The 18,309-nt window shown below is 64.3% G+C and carries 20 protein-coding genes and 1 pseudogene; 12 read left to right on the forward strand and 9 right to left on the reverse strand.

Translation table 11 applies throughout. The features are described from left to right. The 3 genes from BLR03_RS21350 to BLR03_RS21360 all read right to left on the reverse strand — a co-directional run. The coding region (locus BLR03_RS21350) for a response regulator (RefSeq protein ID WP_175460654.1) at nt 1-204 on the reverse strand (204 nt) is incomplete at its 3' end. After that, nucleotides 194-556 (reverse strand): Lsr2 dimerization domain-containing protein, encoded by a 363-nt coding sequence (locus BLR03_RS21355; protein ID WP_091256311.1) that lies wholly within the window; start codon nt 554-556, stop codon nt 194-196. The genes BLR03_RS21350 and BLR03_RS21355, both read right to left, overlap by 11 nt. Nucleotides 557-707: 151 nt before the next feature. Continuing rightward, nucleotides 708-1,631 (reverse strand): AraC family transcriptional regulator, encoded by a 924-nt coding sequence (locus BLR03_RS21360; RefSeq protein WP_091256313.1) that lies wholly within the window; start codon nt 1,629-1,631, stop codon nt 708-710. 264 nt (nt 1,632-1,895) lie between these two features. On the opposite strand from BLR03_RS21360, the gene BLR03_RS21365 reads away from it, so the two are divergent. Genes BLR03_RS21365 through BLR03_RS21385 form a run of 5 tightly spaced genes read left to right on the forward strand, consistent with a single transcriptional unit; the run spans nt 1,896 to nt 7,321 of the window. Next, on the forward strand, nt 1,896-3,245 hold the full coding sequence (locus BLR03_RS21365) for an ABC transporter substrate-binding protein (protein ID WP_091256315.1): 1,350 nt from the start codon (nt 1,896-1,898) through the stop codon (nt 3,243-3,245). A gap of 23 nt (nt 3,246-3,268) precedes the next feature. After that, on the forward strand, nt 3,269-4,237 hold the full coding sequence (locus BLR03_RS21370; protein ID WP_091256316.1) for a carbohydrate ABC transporter permease: 969 nt from the start codon (nt 3,269-3,271) through the stop codon (nt 4,235-4,237). Continuing rightward, nucleotides 4,234-5,151, forward strand: coding sequence for a carbohydrate ABC transporter permease (locus BLR03_RS21375; RefSeq protein WP_091256318.1), 918 nt, complete (start codon nt 4,234-4,236; stop codon nt 5,149-5,151). The genes BLR03_RS21370 and BLR03_RS21375 overlap by 4 nt, the downstream gene beginning before the upstream one ends. A gap of 44 nt (nt 5,152-5,195) precedes the next feature. After that, the gene (locus BLR03_RS21380; protein WP_091256319.1) at nt 5,196-6,257 is read left to right on the forward strand and encodes an NAD(P)-dependent alcohol dehydrogenase; all 1,062 of its coding nucleotides are present in this window, start codon (nt 5,196-5,198) and stop codon (nt 6,255-6,257) included. A 59-nt stretch (nt 6,258-6,316) separates the two neighbouring features. After that, nucleotides 6,317-7,321 carry a carbohydrate kinase family protein gene (locus tag BLR03_RS21385; RefSeq protein ID WP_091256321.1) on the forward strand — a complete coding sequence of 335 codons (1,005 nt, stop codon included), beginning with the start codon at nt 6,317-6,319 and terminating at the stop codon, nt 7,319-7,321. 52 nt (nt 7,322-7,373) lie between these two features. Here the strand turns inward: BLR03_RS21385 and BLR03_RS24760 are convergent, their stop codons facing one another. Genes BLR03_RS24760 through BLR03_RS21395 form a run of 3 tightly spaced genes read right to left on the reverse strand, consistent with a single transcriptional unit; the run spans nt 7,374 to nt 8,927 of the window. Next, nucleotides 7,374-7,661, reverse strand: a complete 288-nt coding sequence (locus tag BLR03_RS24760; protein WP_217639828.1) for a hypothetical protein — start codon at nt 7,659-7,661, stop codon at nt 7,374-7,376. Beyond that, the gene (locus BLR03_RS21390; protein WP_217639829.1) at nt 7,585-8,049 is read right to left on the reverse strand and encodes an NAD(P)H-binding protein; all 465 of its coding nucleotides are present in this window, start codon (nt 8,047-8,049) and stop codon (nt 7,585-7,587) included. The genes BLR03_RS24760 and BLR03_RS21390 overlap by 77 nt, the downstream gene beginning before the upstream one ends. Further along, nucleotides 8,046-8,927 (reverse strand): helix-turn-helix transcriptional regulator, encoded by an 882-nt coding sequence (locus BLR03_RS21395; protein ID WP_091256322.1) that lies wholly within the window; start codon nt 8,925-8,927, stop codon nt 8,046-8,048. Before BLR03_RS21395 ends, BLR03_RS21390 begins: the two co-directional genes overlap by 4 nt. Nucleotides 8,928-9,029: 102 nt before the next feature. On the opposite strand from BLR03_RS21395, the gene BLR03_RS21400 reads away from it, so the two are divergent. From BLR03_RS21400 to BLR03_RS21425, 6 genes and pseudogenes are all read left to right on the forward strand, one after another. After that, nucleotides 9,030-10,481 (forward strand): MFS transporter, encoded by a 1,452-nt coding sequence (locus tag BLR03_RS21400; RefSeq protein WP_091256324.1) that lies wholly within the window; start codon nt 9,030-9,032, stop codon nt 10,479-10,481. A 131-nt stretch (nt 10,482-10,612) separates the two neighbouring features. Beyond that, nucleotides 10,613-11,494 (forward strand): aldo/keto reductase, encoded by an 882-nt coding sequence (locus tag BLR03_RS21405; RefSeq protein WP_091256372.1) that lies wholly within the window; start codon nt 10,613-10,615, stop codon nt 11,492-11,494. Between the two features lie 20 nt (nt 11,495-11,514). Continuing rightward, nucleotides 11,515-12,531, forward strand: a complete 1,017-nt coding sequence (locus BLR03_RS21410) for an aldo/keto reductase (RefSeq protein ID WP_091256325.1) — start codon at nt 11,515-11,517, stop codon at nt 12,529-12,531. Nucleotides 12,532-12,568: 37 nt separating this feature from the next. Further along, nucleotides 12,569-12,898, forward strand: a pseudogene (locus BLR03_RS21415) (nuclear transport factor 2 family protein); the annotation flags it as partial. A gap of 59 nt (nt 12,899-12,957) precedes the next feature. Continuing rightward, on the forward strand, nt 12,958-13,290 hold the full coding sequence (locus tag BLR03_RS21420) for a carboxymuconolactone decarboxylase family protein (protein WP_091256329.1): 333 nt from the start codon (nt 12,958-12,960) through the stop codon (nt 13,288-13,290). A gap of 8 nt (nt 13,291-13,298) precedes the next feature. Further along, the gene (locus BLR03_RS21425) at nt 13,299-13,700 is read left to right on the forward strand and encodes a (R)-mandelonitrile lyase (protein WP_091256331.1); all 402 of its coding nucleotides are present in this window, start codon (nt 13,299-13,301) and stop codon (nt 13,698-13,700) included. 59 nt (nt 13,701-13,759) lie between these two features. On the opposite strand, the gene cls is transcribed toward BLR03_RS21425, so the two are convergent. The 3 genes from cls to BLR03_RS21440 form a co-directional block, all read right to left on the reverse strand. After that, a complete protein-coding gene (gene cls, locus BLR03_RS21430) occupies nt 13,760-15,226 on the reverse strand; it encodes a cardiolipin synthase (RefSeq protein WP_091256333.1) in 1,467 nt (488 codons plus the stop codon). Nucleotides 15,227-15,255: 29 nt separating this feature from the next. Then, nucleotides 15,256-15,507, reverse strand: coding sequence for a hypothetical protein (locus tag BLR03_RS21435; protein ID WP_091256334.1), 252 nt, complete (start codon nt 15,505-15,507; stop codon nt 15,256-15,258). 253 nt (nt 15,508-15,760) lie between these two features. Further along, nucleotides 15,761-16,648, reverse strand: coding sequence for a helix-turn-helix transcriptional regulator (locus tag BLR03_RS21440; RefSeq protein ID WP_091256336.1), 888 nt, complete (start codon nt 16,646-16,648; stop codon nt 15,761-15,763). A gap of 352 nt (nt 16,649-17,000) precedes the next feature. Between BLR03_RS21440 and BLR03_RS21445 the strand changes: the two genes are divergently transcribed. Beyond that, on the forward strand, nt 17,001-18,200 hold the full coding sequence (locus BLR03_RS21445) for an MFS transporter (protein WP_091256338.1): 1,200 nt from the start codon (nt 17,001-17,003) through the stop codon (nt 18,198-18,200). Nucleotides 18,201-18,309 lie beyond the last annotated feature (109 nt).

An 18,309-nucleotide genomic window follows, 5' to 3' on the forward strand; every position in this document is an offset into this window, starting at 1 on the left:
ATCGTCAAGAATGACCAGCTCCGGGCGAAGGGCAGGGATCCGCCGGACTGCTTCGCGGGCGGATCCTGATTCCCCGGCGACGCTCAGACCATCGGACTCGATCAGCTGGCGCAGGCCCCGCCTCACGACCTCGTGGTCGTCCAGCAGATACACGCCACGGCCGGCAAAGCTATTGTGCAGGTGGTCTTCCGGGTCAGCCATCATCGCTGTTCCGTTCTTTCGCCTTTGAGACCCCAGAGGCGTTGTAAGGCGTTGTTAGTGAATCCCTGACGCCGGCCCCACCGATGCGAAGACGACCCCGGATCCCCATCCGGCCCCCTGCCGGCGCGCATTCATGCGCGCAGGCTCCTTCTCCCCACGCTAGACCTAATACCGGCTTAGTCCTAACAGCGTCCGGGCAACAGCGCAGTTCGGCCGCGTTCGCGGCTGACAGGTCTGTTTCGTAGTCGGTGCCCTCGATTGAAAACCGCACGGTTTCCTCGGCATCCCCCCCCCCCCCAGAAAGATCATCGATCAGCTGGACATGGACTTCGCGAGGCCAAAGGGGGACCTTGATTCTGGCTTCATGCTGTCGTCTCCCCCAAAGCCAACGCCAGCCTTTGCCCTCAACACTTTTTCAGCTCGGGCACCATCCCACAACTGACCCCTTCCTGCGCCCGTTAGTCGAGAATGGCGGTTAAGTCGCAGCTTGGAATGGCGCGGTGTGGTTAGCTTCGGACGCGCTGCCGGTACTGCCGTGGAGTTTCCCCTGCGTCGTTGAGGAAGTGCCGGTTGAAGTTGGATAGATTCGAGAAGCCGACTTCGTAACAGATCTCGGAGATCGCTTTTTCGCTCCGTTCCAGCAGGCGCCGTGCGTGGGCCAGGCGAAGTTTCCGGACCAGGTCACTGAAGTTCTGGCCTGTGGCACGTTTGAAGTACTTCGAGAATGTCGGCTCCGGCATTCCCACCATGGCTGCGGCCTCCGACATCTTGACGCTGCCGGCGTGATTGCTGAATACGTACTCAAGAACCATGTCCACCACGGCCGCGGCCTGGCCGTCCAGCTGCGGCCTGAACCATTCGTCGGCAAGGTAGCGCCGTTCCTCCTGGGGCGCCCGCGCCAGAATTGTAAATAGCTCCAAGAGGTGGTGGAGCCGATCCAATCCGGTGGTGGCGCCCATCGCCTCGATGGACGCTGCGGCCGACGCGGCCGAGCGGCCCAGGAACTCGACGCCGCGTGCGGACTCTTCCAGCAGGGGTTTGAGCTCGGCCAGTTCAGGGACGAGGGCAGCGGTCTGCTCGACCCATCTTCCGTCAAACTGGATGACGGCGTCCCGGTTCTCCAGGACTTCGCCGGGCTCAAGGTCGCTGACCCAATCATGCGGCAGTCCCGACCCCACGAGAGACACCTGGCCGGCCTCGAAGGTGCCGATGTGGTCTCCGACGATGAATTTTCCGGTGCCCTTGCGGATGAGGTGGATCTCGTACTCGGGATGATAATTCCAGCGCGCTACCGGGCTGGGATAGTCGTGCTCATGCCACCGGACCGAGTGGTTGGGGTCGGGCGGGATGACCTCCCGGTTGGCGTGCATGCCCAGCAACCGTTCGGCCAGCCTGGCAGTTGCTCCGTCGGGAGGCTCCGCGGCAGTCATTGCAATTCTCCGTTTGGTGAGTGGTTATGAAATCTGGACGGCACCTAAGCGCCTTCCCCTAGGTTAGCGGCTTCTTGGAGCGGGGGCGGCGAAAATTAGTATCAGAAATTGGCAACCAGGACGCTAGTTGTGTCATATCCCACAGGCCTATTCTTGAGGAACAGCAGCAAAGCAACCGGACTCGAGCCGGTCTTCGGCCCCGCACCCCGACGCAGCAGTCGGAATGGGCGGCATCGCACCCCCTGAAGAACAAAGGAGTCCTTAATGCGCGCAAAAATACGCGTCGCCGCGTTGGCTGCAGGCGCCCTGTGCGTGGCGCTCAGCGCCTCGGCCTGCGCAGGCGCCGGTGGAGGCAATTCCGCCGGCGACCCCAACAGCATCAATGTCCTGATGGTGAACAACCCCCAGATGGAGGACCTGCAGCGGCTTACCGCCGATAACTTCACCAAGGACACCGGTATCAGGGTCAACTTCACCGTTCTGCCGGAAAACGACGTCCGCGCCAAGATCAGCCAGGAGTTCTCGAGCCAGGCCGGGCAGTACGACGTTGCGTCGCTGTCCAACTACGAGATCCCGTTCTATTCAGCCAACGGCTGGCTGGCGCCGCTGGACAACGTGGCCAAGGATGCCGAGTTCAATCAGGCGGACATCCTTCCGGCCTACACCGCCTCGCTGACCGGCAAGGACGGCAAGCTCTATGGTGAACCGTTTTACGGAGAGTCTTCCTTCCTGATGTACCGGAAAGACATCTTCGACGCCAAGGGCCTGACGATGCCGGAGAAACCGACGTGGGACGAGGTCGCCGACCTCGCCGCCAAGGTCGACGGGGCAGCGCCAGGGATGAAGGGCATCTGCCTGCGCGGCGAGCCCGGCTGGGGCCAGGTCTTCGCACCCCTGACCACCGTGGTGAACACGTTCGGCGGGACCTGGTTCGACAAGGACTGGAACGCAAAGGTCAACGCTCCCGAGTTCACCGCGGCGGTCGATTTCTACACCAAGCTGGTCCGAGACCATGGCGAAGCAGGGGCCGCCCAGGCCGGGTTCTCCGAATGCCTGAACAACATGAGCCAAGGCAAGACCGCGATGTGGTACGACGCCACCTCGGCGGCCGGAGCTCTGGAAGCGGATGCCTCCCCCGTGAAGGGCAAGATCGGCTACGCCCAGGCCCCGGTGAAGGAGACTAAGTCCTCGGGCTGGCTGTGGACCTGGTCCTGGGCCATGCAGGCGGCTTCAAAGAAGCAGGACGCTGCCGGGAAGTTCATTGCCTGGGCCAGCTCCAAGAAATACGAGGAACTGGTCGCTGCCAAGCTCGGCTGGGCCAAGGTCCCGTCCGGCAAGCGCATCTCCACCTACGAGAACGCCGACTTCCAGCAGGCCGCGCCGTTCTTCAAGGCCGAACGCTTTGCCATTGAGAACGCCGATCCCAAAAACCCCGGCGTCCAGCCGCGACCGGCCGTCGGCATCCAGTTTGTCGGCATTCCCGAGTTCGCCGCCCTGGGCACCAGGGTGTCCCAAGCTGTCAGCTCCGCCATCGCCGGCCAGGGCACCGTCGCGGACGCGGTGGCCAAGGGCCAGGAAGCCGCACAAAAAGTCGGCGACAAGTACAAGAAGTAACAACCGAACCGCAGGAGAACATCATGACTACCGCAACGGCGCGCGTCTCCCGGCACGGGAGCAGCACAGCCACACCTTCGAAGAACGCCAGGGCGCGGGAACGCGCCGTGGCCTGGGCACGGCGCGCACCGCTGCTGCCGGCACTGATCTTCCTCATCATCGTCACCCAGCTTCCGTTCGTGGTGACACTCATCATTTCGTTCATGAACTGGAACAGCCTGAGCCCGGACAAGACCGGGTTCGCCGGCATTGAGAACTACGTCCAGGTCCTCACCGATCCCTACATGCTGCAGGCGATCGTCACCACCATCGTCGAGACGGTCTCGGTGGTCCTGGCCAGCCTGGTCCTCGGCCTCGGCCTGGCCCTGCTTTTGGACAAGAAGTTCATTGGCCGCGGCCTGGCCCGAACCTTGCTGATCGCACCGTTCCTCATAGTTCCGGTTGCCGCGGCCCTCATTTGGAAGCATGCCATCCTCAACCCCGTGTACGGCCTGATCAACGGCGCCCTCACCTGGATTTGGTCGCTCTTCGGCAGCGACGCCCCGCCCCAGCCGGACCTGTTGTCCCAGGCGCCGCTGATGGCCATCATCGTCTCGCTGGTCTGGCAGTGGACCCCGTTCATGATGCTCATCCTGCTGGCCGGCCTTCAGTCCCGTCCGATGGACACCGTCGAAGCGGCCCAGATGGACGGCGCCAGTCCTTGGGACATTTTCCGCCACCTCACGCTGCCGCACCTGCGGCAGTATCTGGAACTGGGCGGACTGCTCGGGGCCATCTATATCGTGCAGAATTTCGACGCTACCTTCGTCATCACGTCCGGCGGCCTGGGCACGGCCAACCTGCCCTACGCCATCTATGAGACGTTCTACTACGCCAACGAATACGGGCTGGCGTCCGCAGCCGGCGTCGTGGTGGTCATCGGCACCATCATCGTGGCGACCTTCGCACTCCGCACCGTATTCTCGCTCTTCAAGAAGGAGGCAGCACGATGAGCACGCTCACCCCGGCCGAACCCCGGGCATCAGTCCCCGCCCCGCCCGCCCGCACCACCGGTTCCCGACGCCGCGGCAAGTCACGCATGGACCCTACCCGCAATAACACGGCCGCCGGCATCGCCGCCTGGCTGCTGGCCCTGCTGTTCGCGGTACCGGTCTTGTGGATGATCCTGACCTCGTTCCACTCGGAGGTTGACGCCGCGACCAACCCGCCCTCCGTCGCTGCCGACCTTAACCTGGACGCCTACAAGGAATTCTTCGGGGCAACGTCCGGTGTCAGCCCGTGGCCGTCGCTGATCAACTCAGCCACCGCCTCGATCTTCTCCACCATCCTGGTCCTGCTGCTGGCCATCCCGGCCGCCTACGCGCTGTCCATCCGTCCGGTGAAGAAGTGGACCGACGTCATGTTCTTCTTCCTCTCCACCAAGATGATGCCCGTCGTCGCGGCCGTCCTGCCGCTCTACCTTTTCGCCAAAACCGCCGGCGCGCTGGACAACATCTGGTTCCTGGGCCTGATGTACACCTCGATGAACCTGCCCATCGCCGTGTGGATGATGCGCTCCTTCCTCGACGAAGTGCCCGTTGAAATGCTCGAGGCCTCCCAGATCGACGGCGCGGGCCTGCTGCTGACGCTCCGGAAGGTCGTCGCCCCCGTGGCCATGCCCGGCATCGCCGCCACAGCCCTGATCTGCTTCATCTTCAGCTGGAACGAACTCCTCCTCGCCCGGGTCCTCACCGGCGTCGTGGCCGGCACCGCCCCGGTCTTCCTCACCGGCTTCGTCTCAGGCCAGGGACTGTTCCTCGCCAAGGTCTGCGCCGCCGCCGTCGTGATCTCCCTGCCCGTACTCTTCGCCGGTTTCGCCGCCCAAGACAAACTCGTCCAGGGACTCTCCCTCGGCGCCGTCAAATAGCGCCGTCAAGTAACCGGCCCCTTCGACTCGTAAGGAATCCTTCGATGACCACATCAACCGCACAGTCTCGCACCTCCGGACATCCCGAACTACCGGCCACCATGCGCGCCGCCGTCCTCAAACGCCAGGGCGACATGGCCATGGAAACCCTGCCCGTCCCGAAGCTGGAAGCGGACCAGGTCCTGGTGAAGGTCGCCGCCGTCGGCGTCTGCGGCAGCGACGTCCACTACTACGAGCACGGCCGGATCGGCGACTACATCGTGGACCACCCGCTGATCCTCGGCCACGAGCTCTCCGGCCGGATCGCCGCCGTCGGAAGCGCCGTTAACTCGGGCCGCATCGGCCAGAGGGTCGCCGTCGAACCGCAGCGGCCCTGCCGGAAATGCAAGCAGTGCAAAGCGGGACGGTACAACCTGTGTCCCGACATCGAGTTCTACGCCACCCCGCCGATCGACGGAGCCTTCGCCGAATACGTCACCATCCAGAGCGACTTCGCTTACGACATCCCGGACAGCGTCAGCGACGAGGCAGCCGCCCTCATCGAACCGCTCTCCGTCGGCCTCTGGGCCTGCGAACGCGCCCAGATCAAGCCCGGCAGCCGGGTCCTGATCGCCGGCGCCGGCCCCATCGGCATCATCGCCGCCCAAGCCGCCCGCGCCTACGGCGCCACCGAAATCTACATCAGCGACATCGCCGAAGACCGCTTGGCCTTCGCCTTGAAACACGGCGCCACGCACGCCCTCAACGCCCGGACCGACAGCGTCGAAGGTCTCGACGTCGATGCCTTCATCGACGCCTCCGGCGCCCCGCAGGCCGTCCGCTCGGGCATCAAAGCCGTGGGCCCCGCCGGCAGGGTCATCCTGGTCGGGCTCGGGGGCGACGACGTCGAACTCCCCGTCTCCTACATCCAGAACCACGAAATCTGGCTCTCCGGCGTCTTCCGCTACACCAACACCTGGCCCCTGGCCATCCAGCTCATCGCCGACGGCCAGGTGGACCTGGACATCCTGGTCACCGGCAAGTTCACCCTCGCCGAATCCGAAGAAGCCCTGAAGGCGGGCAAGCGGACCGGCCAGCTGAAAGCCGTCGTCTACCCGGGCCGCTAGGCCCGGCAGCTTCGGGACATCAGCAACCACGCTCAGCACCAACCTGCAAGGAAGCAGACATGCCACCACCCGAGAACGGTCCCCACCCAGACCTCTCTGACAACGTCTCCCTGGTCACCGTCATCGGCGAATCACTTGTCGACATCATCGATGACCCGCGCCGAGGAAACACCACGCCCGAAACCCATCCCGGAGGCAGCCCCCTGAACGTTGCCGTCGGCTGCGCCCGTCTGGACCTCCGAACCAGCCTCATCACGCACTTCGCCGAAGACCGCCATGGGCGGATGATCGCGGAGCATCTGGACAGAAACGGCGTCCGTGCCATTGTCGGCGGTTCCCTGCCGACATCAATCGCGCTGGCATCCCTGGACGCCACCGGAGCCGCGCAATATTCGTTCGCCGTCGCTTGGGATATTGACGGGGCCTCCATCCCGGCCCTGGCAGCAGTGGAGAGCTCACTCCATGTCCACACCGGCTCCATCGCAACAGCGCTCCCCCCGGGCAGCACGTCGGTACGGGGACTGATCGAGGCGGCCCGGCCGCACGCCACCATCAGCTTCGACCCCAACTGCCGGCCCGCCATCAACCCCGAACCAACTGCCGCCCGCCAACGGGCAGAAGACTTCGTTGCCGTCGCCGACATCGTCAAAGCCAGCGATGAAGATCTCCGCTGGCTCTACCCCGACCGGACCCAGGAAGAGTCGATGGCAGCGTGGCTGGAGCTCGGACCATCGTTAGTGGCACTGACCCGTGGCGCCCAGGGCCCCGTGATCCTCACCCGACGCTGCCGTGTGGAGATGCCCGGAGAATCTATCACCGTGACCGACACTGTCGGGGCAGGGGACTCCTTCATGGCCGGACTGATCTCCGGACTCGCGCAAATGGACGTACTCGGGGCCGCATCCAGATCACGGCTGCAAGACCTTAGCCCGGACGAACTGCATGCCTTGGCCGCATACGCGAACAAAGCCGCTGCGATCACTTGCTCCCGGCAGGGAGCAAATCCACCCACCTCCGGAGAATTGGGATCGATGACCGGATTCTTTGCTGCATCGGGGGGATAGCGCGCCGACGGCGGAGCGGCCCGTGGCCGTCAGGCGGAGCAGGAGCTCCGATTTAGTGCCGGGCTTTGAGGGTTCTTGCTGTGATTGTGGCGAGGTCGTGGCGGAACATTCCGGGCTCATTGGCGGCAGGGAGGTCGACAATGTCTTCGGCTGCATCAAGAGATTCGACTGAGTCTGGCGTCAGGGAGGTGAAGACGGCGGTGAGGTCGTCTTGTTCGGGTCCGTGGTCGGCGACGAGTTCGAAGGTTTTGTGGTCGGCCGCATCACTGTGAAGACTGTCGATGAGGACGCGGGCGATTTGGTCCCTGGCGATAACGCCGTCGGCGGGTGAGCCGCTCACTGCGCAGCTTCCACTGGGCGTAGGCGACGCCTGGTCGTGCGGTGCCAATAGCAGTCATGAGCGCGATGCGCGTCCGGCGGCCGCCCAAGGCTTTGAGGACGTTGGCGACGCCGGTGTAGTCGTTGTCCCGCACGTCGCGTTCGCTGGTCGTGGATCCGTGGGTGAACACGATTGCGTCAACTCCGTCGACGGCCGGCCCGAGGGTTTCGGGACGAGTCAGATCCCGGCTCACCAGCTCCACACTTTCGGGAAGAAGGCGGGCGGCGCGTGCGTGGTCGCGCACGAGCGCCCGGACCGCGTAACCCTGCCGCAGCGCATCGGCCACTGCGTGGCGGCCGATGCTGCCGGTGGCGCCAACGATGAGCACGGTGGAGGGACGGTCGATCACTTCTTCTCCTTGAGGGGGATCTGCGGGGTGGGCTGCTGGGTCGCGGCCCAACTGGCGAGGACTTTCAGTGCGTCCTCGGAGGGTGTCCCGGGATCTGCTGTGTACACGTTGATGCGCAGTCCCGGGTCTGCGGGCAGCTCGAGTGCTTCAAAGCTTAAGTCCAAGTCGCCAACGATCGGGTGGTGGAGCCGCTTCCGGCCGGCGCGGTGGTACTTCACGTCGTGACGGGCCCACCGGGTGCGGAACTCCTCGCTGCGGGTGGAGAGTTCACCGATCAGATCCGTGAGGTCCTTGTCGTAGGGGTTCTTCCCGGCCGTGGAGCGCAGGACGGCGACGACGTCGTCCGCTGCGCGTTCCCAATCGGCGAAGAACTCCCGCGCTCTCGGATTCAGGAAGGTGAAGCGTGCGCTGTTTGGCGGAGTGGGCCCCTCTGCCATCATGTCCAGATAAAGGGCACGGCCCAGTTCGTTGGAGGCGAGGACATCCCCTCGGTCGTTGCGGACCCAGGCCGGCGCCATCGTGATCGCATCGACGACGCGCTGCACGCTCGGCCGCACCGTCTGGGGGCTGCGCTTGCGCCGCACCCGGGGGGAAGAAGTCGCGGCTCGGGCCAGATCAAAAAGGTGGGCCGTTTCGGCGTCGTCGAGCTTCAGGGCACGCCCGAGCGCTTCGAGGACGCTGTCCGAGGCGCCGGAGAGGTTTCCCCGTTCAAGGCGGATGTAGTAATCGATGCTCATTCCGGCGAGCATGGCGACTTCCTCGCGGCGCAGCCCGGTAACGCGCCGGTTGCCGCCATAGGCGGGCAGCCCGGCCTCCTCGGGTGTGATCCTTGCGCGGCGGGAGGTCAGGAATTTCCGCACGTCGTCGCTGTGTGTCATGGCCTCCACGCTACGCGCCGTCGATGGGACGAGGGAGGGACTGACAGTACCCGGAACGACAGTGACTCCCGGCCCTTAAGAATTCACGGTTGCATTGAAAGCATGAAACCTGAACCCGCAACCGTTCCCCACCCGGCAGCGATCCTGGTGATCATCCTCGTCAGCTACTTCATGATCCTGCTGGACAACTCGGTCATCTTCACAGCCCTGCCGAGCCTGCAGGCAGACCTGCGGCTGAGCACCGGTGAACTCTCATGGGTCCAGGACGCCTACACGCTGGTCTTCGGCGGCCTGCTCCTCCTTGGCGCCCGGGCAGGCGATCTGCTCGGCCGGCGCCGTGTCTTCGTCTTCGGGCTGGTGGTGTTCTCGATCGCGTCCCTGCTGATCGGGGTCGCCCCGGCGGGGTGGTGGGCGATCGCCGGCCGCGCCGTTCAGGGTATCGGAGCCGCGATCGTCGCGCCCGCGTCACTGTCCTTACTCACCGCGAGCTTCCCGGAGGGCCGCGAGCGCACCCGGGCCGTGGCGTTGTACGGCGCTACCGCCGGGATTGGTGCCAGCCTCGGGCTGGTCATCGGCGGGGCGTTGGCCCACTGGATCTCCTGGCGCGCCGGGTTCTTCGTCAACGTACCTATAGGCGCCGCGATGATCGCCCTCGCCCCACGGTTCATCCCGGAAACAGGCCGGGCCCGCGGCCGCTTCGACGTGCTCGGGGCGCTCAGCGCCACACTGGGTGTCGGCGCTCTCGTGTTCGGCATCATCAACACCACCGACGCCGGCTGGGTCTCACCGATCACAATCACGGCCGTCACGGTTGGAGCCGTACTCCTGGTCGTGTTCGTACTGATAGAGCGCAGGGCGGCCCAGCCGATCCTGCCGCTGCGCCTGTTCGCGAGCCGCCGCCGCACCGGCGCCTACCTGGCCCGCTTCCTCTATCTGGGCGCAATGATCGGGTTCTTCTTCTTCACCACCCAGTTCCTGCAGGAAGTGCTGGGCTTCGACCCGCTGCAGGCCGGCATTGGATTCCTACCCATGACGGCGGTCAACTTCGCCGTCGCGATGAGCATCCCCCGGCAAGTTGGCCGGATGCCAGGATCGGTCCCGCTCCTGACCGGGATCCTGCTCACGTTGACCGGGATGTTCTGGCTCAGCCGCGCCGGAGTCGACTCCGCATACCTGACTGGCGTCGCTCTGCCGATGATCCTCATCGGCGCCGGTCAGGGCCTCGCTTTTGCGCCACTGACCTCGTTCGGCATTATCGGCGCCCCTGTGTCCGACGCCGGCGCCGCATCCGGCCTGGTGAACACCTTCCACCAGGTGGGCACCTGCCTCGGGCTTGGCTTCGCGGTCGCTGCCGCAGCCACCGTCCCGACCACGGGCTCTGCCGTAGCGCACCTGGCCGCGCAGGTCAGCGTTGCGCTGACCACGGGCAGCGTCCTACTCCTCCTTGCCCTGGCCGTCACCGCGGCCCTCATTCTGCCCGCAGACCTGGCTGCCCGCCGCACCAGGGCACCCCGGATGGCCGTGCCCGTACCGGAGGCCGAGCGCGTGCGCTGAGCTGGCCGGCCCGGCAAGCCCAGGGCAACAGCAACGAGCGGCACCCCTCGCGGTGCCGCCTCCCGCTCGATGGAGGTAATGATGTGCCCTCCCACAACTGCGCACCTCTGAATACCGTGAAAGGCATGGACATGAAACTTACTCTCAACAACGGCATTACGATGCCCGCCCTCGGTCTGGGCGTCTTCCAAAGCGCCCCCGAGAAGACCACGGCCGCCGTCGAGGCCGCGCTTGCTGCCGGCTACCGGCATATCGATACCGCCGCCGCGTACGGCAATGAGCGGGAGGTGGGTGAGGGCATCCGCAACTCGGGCCTGGACCGTTCGGAGGTGTTCATCGAGACCAAGGTCTGGGTCAGCGACTACGGCTACGCCGAGACGCTGCATGCCTGGGATAAGGCGACGGGCAAGCTCGGCGTTGACTACTTGGACCTGTTCATCCTGCATCAGCCCGCCCCGGACCGGTTCGAGAAAACCGTTGCCGCGTACAAAGCACTTGAGCGCCTGCTCGCCGACGGGCGCGTGCGGGCGATCGGCGTCAGCAACTTCATGCCGCACCACCTCGAGCAGCTGCTGGCGACCACCGAGATCATCCCGGCCGTGAACCAGATCGAACTGCACCCGTACTTCACCCAGCCGGACGTCCAGGCAGCCGACACCGAACACGGTATCCTCACCCAGGCATGGTCACCGATCGGCGGCATCACCTTCTACCCGGGATGGGGCGAGGACCGCAGGAACGTGATGGAAGACCCGACGATCACCAGCATCGGACAAACGCACGGCAAGAGCCCAGCCCAGGTCATGCTCCGCTGGCACTTGCAGCAGGGCCGTTCAGCCATCCCGAAGTCGAGCAACCCCGCACGCATCGCCGAGAACTTCGACGTCTTCGACTTTGAACTCAGTGCCGACGAACTCGCCGCCGTCGACGCGCTCGATACGGGCGTGCGCAACGGACCGGACCCCGACGAGGCCCGCGAAGAGCGCTTCGCCATGGTCATCCCCGAAGCCTGAGACAGAGAGTAGACACCACCATGGAATATCGCCCACTTGGCCGCACCGGCGTGCAGGTCAGTCCCTTATGCCTCGGAGCGATGATGTTCGGCCCCTGGGGCAACGACGACCGTACGGACGCCATCCGGATTATCCACCGCGCCCTCGACTCTGGCATCAACTTCATCGACACCGCCGACGTCTACTCAGGCGGGGCATCCGAGGAGATCGTCGGGCAGGCTCTCGAGGGACGCCGCGACGACGTGTTCCTCGCCACGAAGTTCTTCATGCCGATGAGCGAGGACCCCAACCAGCGCGGTGGATCCCGCCGCTGGATCATCCGCGAGGTCGAAAATTCCCTCCGCCGCCTGAACACCGACTACCTCGACCTGTACCAGGTCCACCGGCCCAACCCCGACACGGATGTCGAGGAAACCCTCGGCGCCCTGACCGACCTCGTCCGTCAGGGGAAGGTCCGTTACATCGGCTCCTCGTCGTACTCCGGATCCCAGATCGTGGAAGCCCAGTGGGCGTCCCGTGAACGGAACCTGCAGCGGTTCGTCACCGAGCAGCCGCCGTACTCGATCCTGGTCCGCGGCATCGAGGAAGACATCCTCCCGACGCTGCAGCGCCACGGCATGGGTACCCTCACTTACAGCCCGCTCAGCGGCGGCTGGCTCTCCGGGCGCTGGCGGAAAGACTCGGCGTCCGCACCCACCTCTTCCGTGCGTCCGAATGCCCGGTTCGACATGACAAGCCCGGCCAACCAGCGAAAACTCGACATCGTCGAAGATCTCGCGCAGCTGGCCGAACAGGCCGGATTGACGCTCATTGAGCTCGCCATAGCGTTCGTGATCAACCACCCCGGCGTCACGGCAGCGATCGTCGGACCGCGCACCATGGAACAGCTCGAGTCCTACCTGCCGGCCGCCGAGATCACTCTGTCCAGCGACGTTCTGGACCGCATCGACCAGCTCGTCGCCCCCGGCGTGACCGTCAACCCCGACGACAACAGCTACGGTACCCACGAACTCACGGCGCAGGAGCGGCGACGGTGACAGGCGTGACCGCCGCGGCGGTAAAGCGCTCTATGACACCCTGTGCGAGGCGATGGTGGCCGGGGACGTGGCGGAGCTGGACAGCATCCTCGCCGACGAATTCACCCTCACCCACATGACCGGATACGTGCAGTCGAAAGCGGAATGGCTTGATGCCATCGATACCGGCCAGATGCAGTACCACCGGATGGAAACAATGGAGGCCACCATCAACACGGAAGGGACCACGCCCGGTTTGACCGCCCGCACACTCACCGACGCCACGATCTGGGGCTCCAGAGCCACCTGGCGCCTGACGCTGCGTTCCTGGTTCGAGCCCCACGAGGACGAGTGGGTCATCACACGCACCGTCGCATCAACCTGGTAATTCCCACGCAGCCCGTCCATTTGACGCACGAAAAATTCCAAACCGAAAGAAGGATCATCATGACTGACCAACCCAAGCAGCTCGGAGGCGGCCGAAAGATGTTCGGCGACTTCGCGCCAAAGCTTGCCGAGCTCACCGACGACGTGCTCTTCGAAGACGTCTGGAACCGGCCCGAACTCTCCGCACGGGACCGCAGCCTCATCACCGTGGCCGTGCTCACCGCCGGCGGGAACACCGCCCAGTTGGGCTTCCACCTCGGTCGCGCCATCGAGAACGGCGTGACCCAAGAGGAGCTCATTGAAGCCATCACCCACGTCACGCTCTACGCCGGCTGGCCCAAGGGCATGTCTGCCATGGGCGTAGCCAGACAGCTCTTCACAGACAACGAGTAAGGAAAATCATGAACATCGAACCCTCCGTGCCCACCACGAAAAACCCGGCGGCCCAGTTCGCCGGCGACGTCTGGCTCGACCCGATCGCGCTGCCCCACGCGTCTGACCAGACGATGGTCGTGGCGACCGTCCGCTTCGCGCCCGGAGCACGCACAGCCTGGCACTCCCACCAGCACGGCCAGTATCTGCGCATCACCCAAGGTGTAGGCCGTTTCGGTACCAGAGACGGAAAGATCATCGAAGTCCAACCCGGGCAGACGCTCTACACCCCGCCCGGCGAGGAGCATTGGCACGCCGCCGCCCCGGGCTGCTTCATGGAACACATTGCCATGCTCCAAAACGGCGAAGACCCGTCCAAGACCACCACTTGGGGAGAGCACATAACAGACGACGAGTACAACGGCCGCTAACCGCGGCTTCCCCGCAAGGGCTTCGCTGTTTTCAGCGCCGTCGGGTCTGGACCCTTTTCCTATTGGAGGGACGCCGTCAGGCGCGCCAGGTTGTCGAATACTTTTTGCGCTATGGGCCGCCGGATCCAGTCCTCGAGCTGCAGCTCACGGCTTTCCACGCGGTACCCGTCTTCGATCTCGCGAATTGCGTCCACAAAACCGCGCCCGTGCACAAGTACGGATACTTCCATGTTGAGGCTGAAAGAACGGACATCCATGTTGCTGGACCCAATCACCGCAACCTCCTCATCGATGGTGAAATGCTTAGAATGCAGCACCTTGGGCGCCCGGTAGAGGTAGATTCTGACGCCGGCGCGGAGCAGTGCCTCGTAGTAGGAACGCTGCGCGTGATAGACCATGCTCTGATCTCCGACCTCGGAAACAAAGAGCTCGACGCTTAGCCCCCGCGCGGCCGCCGTGACAATAGCCATCAAGATGGATTCGTCCGGGACAAAGTATGGACTGGTGATGCTGACGCGACGCTCAGCTTTGTGGATAAGCGTCGCGTAGAGCTTCAAATTGTTGTCGTTGTCGAAGCTGGGACCACTGGGCAGGACCTGTGCGTCAACGAGCGCGGAACGTTGGCTGACTCCTAGGGGGCTTGAATCCAGTGGCAGTATCACACCCGTTTCGCTGTACCAGTCCGTTGCGAAGACCGCATCCAGCTCCCGGACCACAGGTCCCTCGACGCGCATCATCAGCTCGTGCCACTGGAGCCCGCGCTTCAGGTTGCCCTTCGTGTCGTAGCTCGCGTCAATGACGTTCTGGGACCCAGTGAATCCCACGCGGCCATCGACGACGAAGATCTTCCGGTGATTGCGCAGGTCCGGCCTCTGCCATTCGCCGCGCCACGGCCGCACCGGCAGCATGGGGCGATATTCCGCCCCTATCTCCTCGAGGAAGTCCAAGGTTTCTTTCCGGCCGGGAAACTTTAGGCCAGCCAGATGATCGGACAGAACCCGGACGTCAACGCCGCGTGATCTTGCTCGTGCCAACGCTTGAAAATACGGCGCCGTCGTTGCGTCCAACACCAGGATGTAAAACTCCACGTGCACATAACTGGTGGCCGAATCGATCTCAGCGATCATGGCATCGAAAGTGCCGTTGTAGTCGCCTAGCAGGGTCGCACTGTTGCCCGCGACCATAGGAAGCGCCCCAAGGTTGCTGTTCAGCACCACCGCCGAATGCAGCCACTCCGGCCAGTCAAGGCCGCGGCTAATCAGCGGGCTGCCTTCAGTCCGCGCCAGCACCAGAGCGTTGACTTCGCGCTGTTTGTCCCGGCGCGCCTTGGGCAGTTTCGAGTAACCGACAAAGAAATACGCGACGGCACCAAGGATCGGTATGAAAATTATGGCGAGCACCCAGGCAATAGCCGAGGATGGACGGCGATTCATCGACACGAGGACAGCTGCGACGGTGACGAGTAATATGTGGGCCGCGAGCAGGAGCAACGCAAACGTTTCAGCGTCCTGGAAGAATCCGCGCACGGCTGCCTACTTCGATGCCGCGAAGGCCGTCAAACCAGCACCCGGCTCTTGACTATTTCAAACTCCTCAGCTCTGACGGTTCCAGCCTCCAGGAGTACCTTGGCTTGGGAAACGGGCAGGAAGCCCGGGAAGAAGATCCAGACCGACTTCCACCAGCCGTTCAGTCCCTGATCGCGAAAGAGGTCACCGATAACCGCAAAAACACCAAACAGGTAGGCAAAGAATACGGACCCAGTGAAGAACCACCAGAAAATATCCCACGAGTTTTCCCAGAAACTCATTTGTCCTACCTGCTCTCAAAGATGCGTTCTCGTTGCCGGAACGGCCTGTCCCTCAGCTCTACCCGTGGAGGGTATGACTATTGTTGGCGTTAAGCCCGGCATGGACCTCACCCGCTGGGGGTGAAATCCCGGAAATGCTTGGCGCGAATTCCGGAAACGAGTTCATGAGCGTCTGGCCGAAGGGCTGCTCATAAATAGCTCGAGAAGAGAAAATCCTTATGCTTTCAGGAGCCAGAGCGGGTGAAACTCTTTGTCAGCTCGTGGTTCGGTGGCTTTCGGTGGGCGTGTGCTCGCTCGCTCCCCAGCTTGCGAGGAGGCGGAGTCGTTCCGCTGAGGGGGAGCCTGGCTCTGCGGTGTAAACCAAAAGCACGAGGCCTGGCTCGGCGGTGATCGCGAGTTCTTCGTACGCCAAGGTAAGTTCCCCGGCCACGGGGTGATGGAAGCGTTTTGTTCCGGAGCCATGGGTGCGTACGTTGTGCGCGCCCCATAGTGCGCGGAAGGTCTCGCTTCGTGTCGAGAGCTCTCCGACAAGGTCCTGCATTGTGCGGTCGTGAGGGTCCCGGCCCGCTTCGGCACGCATGATGCCGACGCACATCTCGCTGAACAGCTCCCAGTCGGGGTAGAAGTCGCGCGAAGCCGGGTCGAGGAACTGGAATCGCGCGAGGTTTGGGGTGCGGCCACTGTCTCCAATCACCGGCGAGTAGAAGGCGCGCCCCAAGGCGTTGGTCGCGAGCAGGTTCTGGTAAGGGTCGCGGACGAATGCGACACCCTCGGTGATCGCTTCCAGTGCCCACTGCAGGCTCAAGCGGGCCCCGGCTTGGGTGGTGGCGCGTTTGCGGGGCCTCCCGGAGGCGGGGATGCCATCTGCCGCGCGGGCCAGGTCGAACAAGTGCGCACGCTCTGTGTCATCAAGACGGAGGGCACGGGCGACGGATTCGAGCACGGACGCTGACGCGCCCGCGATGGAACCGCGCTCGAGCTTGGCGTAGTACTCCACGCTGACGTCGGCGAGTAACGCGACTTCGCTGCGCCTCAGCCCGGCCACCCGACGATTCGGCCCTGCGGCAATGCCGGCGTCTTCCGGTGTGAGTCGTGCCCGCCGCGACATCAGGAACTCTCGCACTTCAGCCCGGTTATCCATGGTTCAAGGGTAAATCGGCAGGGAGGAAGGAGGGGTTCCCTCTCCGTACACCCCTCAACAGAGACTCCCCAGCGCCTGCAAATAAAGCTTGACTGGTTGGACCCGATGAACAGGAGAGCCAACTATGCGTGGTGTTGTCATGTACGCTCCCGGCGACTTCGTTGTCGGCTCCTTCGTCGCGTCAGATAACACGTGTGAGGTCTGCCAGGCCGGCTGCATCCACCGGGTGTTCATGAAGGGCACAGTCCGAACTCGCCCGCATCCCCCACCCCGACGGCACGCTGGTCCCCACGCCGCGGCCGATCTCCACGCCCGATCCCCGGCATCACCGACCCGTACGAAAAGGAGCCACATGACAACCGTCCCCACACGAACACCTGCACCAGAAGCCAGGGCACAGCAAAAACTGCCTTTGGCCGCGCTCGTCGCCCTGGCCGCAATGGGATTCATCCTCGTCGCTACCGAAACCATGCCAGCCGGCCTGCTCCCCGTCATCGCAGCAGGCCTCCACACAAGCGAAGGAACTGTCGGTCTGCTCGTCAGCGCCTACGCCCTCGGGACGGTCCTCGCCACCATTCCCGCGATCACCCTCACACGCGGCATGCGACGAAAGCCGCTGCTGCTCGCGAGTATCGCCGGACTCGTGATCGCCAACACGCTCACTACGTTCTCCCCCGAAGCGACACTGTCTCTCGTCTCACGATTCCTCGCCGGCGCGTTCTCGGGAATCATCTGGGGAATGCTCGCTGCCTACGGCCGCCGCATCAGCCCGCCCCAGAACGCCGGGCTGTCCCTGGCCATCGTTTCCACGGGTGCGCCCCTCGGGTTCGCTTTCGGCACCCCCCTCGGCGCCTGGATCGGAACGACCTTCGACTGGCGATGGTCCTTCGGCGCGCTCTCCGTCCTCGCACTCGTCGTCGGCGCACTGATCATCGCACTCGTCCCTGATGCCCCCGGGCAACCGGCCGCGTCGCGGCTTCCCCTGGGGCGCGTGTTCCGGATCCCCGGAGTCGCCCTCATCCTCACCGTCATCGTCGTCTGGATGCTCGCCCACAGCACCATCTACACCTACATTGCCCCCTACCTCCGCGCCACAGAAACCGGCCTCTCCGCCGACCTCGTCCTGCTGATCTATGGCATCGCATCGGTCATCGGCGTGGCCATCACCGGAGTGCTGCTGGACCGCCACCCCCGACCCCTCCTGCACCTGAGCGTCTCCGCGTTCGTCGCATCCGGAGTCATCCTGCTCATCGGACACACATCGACCCTGGCCATTGTGATCGCCGCCGCCCTCTGGGGCGTCGCCTTCGGCGGCGCGTCGGCCCAGCTGCAGGGCCCGCTGACCACCGCAGGAGGCAAAAACGCCGACGTCGCCAACGCGTTCCTCCCGGTCGCCTTCAACATGGCAATCTTCGGCGCCGGCATCCTCGGCGCACTCCTCCTGACCCCATTCGACGGGCTGGCGCTGCCGGTAGTCATGATCGCCCTCGGCATCGCCGCCCTCCTGCTCACCCTGTATGGCCGACGGTCGGCATTCCTCCGCCGCCTCTGAGCAAAAATCGAGTTCCTGCGATGAGGTCAGGCACGGTTGGGGGACCCTGGAAATAGCACTAAAGCGCGCACCACGGGCCACGACGCACTCAACCTGCTCGCCAACTGAG

It is taken from the genome of Arthrobacter sp. ok909 (assembly GCF_900104405.1).
GTDB classification, from domain to species: domain Bacteria; phylum Actinomycetota; class Actinomycetes; order Actinomycetales; family Micrococcaceae; genus Arthrobacter; species Arthrobacter humicola.